General features: G+C 42.9%; 6 protein-coding genes. All 6 read right to left on the bottom strand.

Going from position 1 to position 4,588, the window contains the following annotated elements; genetic code table 11:
• Positions 1-120 precede the first annotated feature (120 nt).
• The 6 genes from KO497_RS10885 to KO497_RS10915 all read right to left on the bottom strand — a co-directional run bounded on the left by KO497_RS10885 (position 121) and on the right by KO497_RS10915 (position 4,005).
• Positions 121-381: a hypothetical protein gene (locus KO497_RS10885; protein WP_215944003.1), complete on the bottom strand. Its 261-nt coding sequence runs from the start codon at positions 379-381 to the stop codon at positions 121-123.
• Positions 378-1,136, bottom strand: a complete 759-nt coding sequence (locus KO497_RS10890; RefSeq protein ID WP_086959612.1) for a ParA family protein — start codon at positions 1,134-1,136, stop codon at positions 378-380. The genes KO497_RS10885 and KO497_RS10890 overlap by 4 nt, the downstream gene beginning before the upstream one ends.
• Positions 1,133-1,435, bottom strand: a complete 303-nt coding sequence (locus tag KO497_RS10895; protein ID WP_086959610.1) for a transcriptional regulator KorA — start codon at positions 1,433-1,435, stop codon at positions 1,133-1,135. The genes KO497_RS10890 and KO497_RS10895 overlap by 4 nt, the downstream gene beginning before the upstream one ends.
• Before the next feature lie 117 nt (positions 1,436-1,552).
• A complete protein-coding gene (gene kleE, locus KO497_RS10900) occupies positions 1,553-1,894 on the bottom strand; it encodes a KleE stable inheritance protein (protein ID WP_012774837.1) in 342 nt (113 codons plus the stop codon).
• Positions 1,895-2,461: 567 nt separating this feature from the next.
• On the bottom strand, positions 2,462-3,511 hold the full coding sequence (locus tag KO497_RS10910) for a klcB (protein WP_086959621.1): 1,050 nt from the start codon (positions 3,509-3,511) through the stop codon (positions 2,462-2,464).
• A gap of 59 nt (positions 3,512-3,570) precedes the next feature.
• A complete protein-coding gene (locus KO497_RS10915; RefSeq protein ID WP_012774840.1) occupies positions 3,571-4,005 on the bottom strand; it encodes an antirestriction protein in 435 nt (144 codons plus the stop codon).
• Between the last annotated feature and the right edge of the window lie 583 nt (positions 4,006-4,588).

The following is a 4,588-nucleotide window of genomic DNA, read 5'->3' on the forward strand; positions in this document are numbered from 1 at the left end:
GCCGACATCCGTCTCGAGGGCACATAGCTGCATGACGATGTTGCTGACGTAAGCCAGCAGCGCCGGGTCCACCCGACGGCGAACCCGTTCACCGAGCACACATAGGCAGTAGTTGCCTGCCTACAGATCTTCCAATGAGCCTTCAATTGTAGTTTTAACGCCACGGTGACGAATCGTAGCAGCCAGCTCCCCTAGACTATCCTTACTAAAGCCAGGGCTATCATCTTTCCGTGGTTGATTTGGATCTTCATCAATCAAATCCAAAGACAGCATCAAAGGACCAGAACCGCCATTATTAGATTCAGGCTCGTTTAGCAAACCAGATAGGTCGCCAATATCTTCAAGGCCCAATCCTGTCATATCATTGTTATTTGCGGTCATGCTGTAATCTCCATCTTATTAAACACGTATTCAGCCAAGGCTCTAACTTCTTTTGCTGCGACTCTAGCAGCTGATTTTTTTATCCCCCATACAGGAGTACCAATTGCACATGCCTCGGCAATGCTGTCGCGTTCTCCAACCGTGTGCGGGATCATTAGTTGAGGGAAAGCGTTCTGGAGAGCTTCCAGGTTACGGCGGTGGCGAGGCTTACGATTATCAACCTTGCTCGGAAACATTCCCAAAAATGAAAGGGTAGGGTTTACTTTACGCATGTTAGAAATAACAGCGTTCATTTTCTTAATACCCTGAATAGAATAAACTTCTGGCTCAATAGGAGATATTACATAGTCACTTGCAAAGAGTGCCGCGGCCAGTGATACCCCAAGAGAGGGAGCTGTATCAATCAAACAAATATCAAAACCTTGAGATTCCAAGGATGCCAAACCTTTTTTAAGGTTCTGACCTGCATCGGCCAGTGACATTTTTTCCATGTTTGCCAAAGCGGAGTCAGCTTTAAACAAATGAATCCCCGATTCATTTGCGTTGGTGATATTGATGGAACCACCACTAACAAAGCTACTTGCGGTAACTCCTTCAACACAGAATTGATCCAATGTGTAAGAAACATTACCCTGAGTATCAAGGTCGATCACAGCGACCTTCTTTCCTCGCTCTTGAAAATCAAAAGCAAGATGCACGACGGTTGCAGATTTACCAACCCCGCCTTTTTGGTTCGCTACGACCGCTGATTTCATCCCTTGTTTCCCCTTTTCTTTTTTGCGTCCTCGGCCCACTTCTTGACGATGAACGCTTGATGTTCCGGCAGTATTGCCGTTATTCGCTCGTATCCTTCCGGCGCTTGTGCCGTGTGAGCTTCCCATACCCTCTTGACGGCTTGTGATACCGCCCCCTTCGTCACTCCCAACAACGTCACAAATTCGGTTTGAGGTTTTCCCTCTACTAAGACCCCGTGCGCTATCTGTAGTGTTTGAGGTCCCACTTCCAAACTCTTGATTGCAGCCTGAAATTGAGACTCTGTTAGCCTTTTCTTCATGGATTGCACCCATATAAACCCCACACCCTAATTGTAAAAATTTGACGGTGACAGCCGCCTAACTCAAAAAAAGTATAGCTAAACTTTATTATAGGGTCAATACTTTAGCGGCTAAAATTACGTATCTTTTGGCCTATATATCGAGACAAAGTAAGTAAGTAGTGTTAGCGCGAGAAAATGCGCGAAGAACGTCCATCCAGCGTGAACTTCTGGATTATCCCAATAATAAAAGGCTCGAATAGCCTGGAAAAACACATTAATGGACACAATCCATTTAAGAACGGGCCAAATCAAAACAGTTGTAATCCAGATCCAACGTACAATGGCCGCAAAGAATCGCCCTTTCTTAGCGGGTTTCTGCGGCTTAGTATCTGATACTTTATTAACTTGTTGTTCATGTTCAGGTGGGGAATTGGAACCCGTAGGCCCAACTTTGGGAAACTTCACTACGTTTGACATTTTCTTGACCCTCCACGCTATCCGTGCTCCAATTATCTATTGCTCACTATTCGGGACCACACCCTAACGAGCAACAGGTTTGGTGTGACAGCGCCGGACCAAGCGCCTCGGTTATCACCGAGGCGTTATCTATTTAATCTCAACCCAACGCAATTCTATTTATAGTCATCGACATATCTCGGTTTATGACCTTGATGATTTATCCGGCCTTAACCTGCACGATAGGACATATTGCCCTAACAAGTCAAGTTAAATTTTTCGGTAAATCGAAATAAATTTTAGCCGCTAAAATGTGATTCTGCTAATTACGATTCTTTCCAAATAACTCCCAGTCCAGCCAAGTAGCAAAGTTGCCCCCAAGCTGAATATGGAATATTTGACTCTTCTCCGGTCCAACGTCGAACCGTTCGCGAGCCACTAGGCCCCAACCCTAATTTTTTCGCCGCTTGGCTACCAGTAAGCCCAGCTAAACGCAAAACCTCTCTAATTTCTTCACCTGTTGGTCGTGACCATTGTTCAGCAGGTCGAAGACACTCTAGTCTAATATTTACATTATTCATTAACTGTTTACTCCGTATCAGATACTAAACGCAATTGATTAAAAGCATAAATCGACTGCACTGCCTTGGGATCATTTTCAAGAACTCGGCTCCCCTTTCTGTTGATCCGATATGTTTCTGGCTTGTCATCATGCGCCCAAACCTGAGAAGAAGAAGAACTTACCGAAGTTATAATTACAAACTTACCAACGTCACTTTCAAAAACAGGATGATGAACACTTATAACCTGGCAACGCTGTCCAGGAATGAACTGCCTACTTTCTGGCGTTACTTTTTTGTGTTTTTCAACCTCTCGTTGAGGTTTGGAAACGACTGGAGTCGCTTCCGGTAGATTACATTCACTCTCTATTTTATCTAGCTTTTGTTGAGCCTCTTTAGCCCATTTTTTCGCGATGTATGCCTTTTGTGAAGGCAGTACCACATCAACCAAAACAAACCCTTTCGGAACGTTAACATTTGCCGGAGAACGTCTAGGAGGTGGGGTGAGCGTATCAACAAAACTAGGAAATGACGCTTTAGCCAGAACGTCTCTATACTCTGGTTTTATGTCGTGGCGTTTATCTTTTAGGTAGTCAGATAGGATAGCTTTGGCCGCTTCATCGACTGTCAATCCGTAGCACAGTTCACCAATATGCGAACGATAACCGGTTGCTGAAATAAACCATGAATCCAAATCTACAGGTCTGAATTCAAAATGCGTATTTCCCCAACTTCCCAAACTACTAAACTCTACAAGAACTCTAATCGCATCCACAACCACAACAAATTTACCTGACTGCCCCCATTTAGGAATATCGCCAGATTTAGCACTACAAAAATTATCAACAATGTTTGCTGGCGAATTATCACCATTAGCACTACCAAAAAAGCGCCCGCCGTTGAGCTTCCAAATAATCGCTTGGTACTTATCGTTCGCTTGCTTAGCCAAATCTATATTGGACGCCAAAACAGAACCATGAATTTCATCTACAAATTTGACAGCTAGATTTAGCAAATCATCACGGTCAGTTGGCATAGATGCGGCTAGTTTAGCTGCATTTTCTTCACGTTCGTTCATTTCATACATCATAATTAGAACCTGCAAAATTGCCCTGGCAATTACCAGGGCATACTTTATTAGTCGATAGCGCGTAGAATGAGAGATGACTCTTTATGCTCTTTAGCAAAGTCTCTCAGTAGGTGGTAGAGCGTTATAAACCTATCACCTAGCGCAGTCCCCTCAGATTCTCCTGCCAATTGACCAAGAGCGAACAAGGTTGCAATGATACCAGCTGCATCAGCTGACATTTCACCCGAAAACCAGTTGCTAGAAATTTCAAGAAAAAGCGATGTATCCATATTCGGCGCCATGTAATAGCCACCATTTGAAAGGGAATAGAAGTCCCAATATCCACCGTCATAATCCTCTGAAAACTTAGTCATGTAGCCCATTACATAGGCTTCGCCTCGCATCATGAAACGAGATCCAAAGAAAGTAGGGTAGAAACTTAGACGGTCTGAAAGAGCGACCTTAGAAGCAACAATAAGGGTGATTTCATTAATTGAATTCATCGGAAATTCTCCGGTTTTGACCTTGACGATATGTCCGGCCTTCGAGATATATATTAGGGCAATTTGCCCTAATTAGTCAAGCTGTAAATGTAGAAAAGAACAGTTTTATTACCTGTTTATGTTAATTAATACAGCGAGTTACAAATACTATTCTTTGGCGTGAAATTTAAGGATTTAGAGAGCTATTTCAGAATCTACGTGAGACGATAAAAAATAAAAAAAATAAAAAAATTTATTGATAGCGGAGCGTTACTCGAAGCGAGCAAAGAGCTTTCGTGCTGGCTGTGGTAAAGCTATTGATGCGTTTCTTTGCATCAATAGCTTTTCCATCAGACAAGCACCAATATCGAGTTATTCACAATGGATCACTTTCTTTTTAATAATAAAGTTTTTATAGGTTTTTAAAGAGTTTTTAGATCTTTTTAGGGGCTTGTAACATTATGTACTTAAAAGGTTTTTCGGGCTAAACAGCAACACTTTCTCCGGTAACAGCAACACTTTCTCCGTAAAACCCCTTTAAACAGCAACACTTTCTCCGGTAACAGCAACACTTTCTCCGTGCTAACAGCAACACTTTCTCCGT

The organism is Pacificibacter marinus, assembly GCF_018860665.1.
Classification (GTDB): Bacteria; Pseudomonadota; Alphaproteobacteria; order Rhodobacterales; family Rhodobacteraceae; genus Celeribacter; species Celeribacter marinus_A.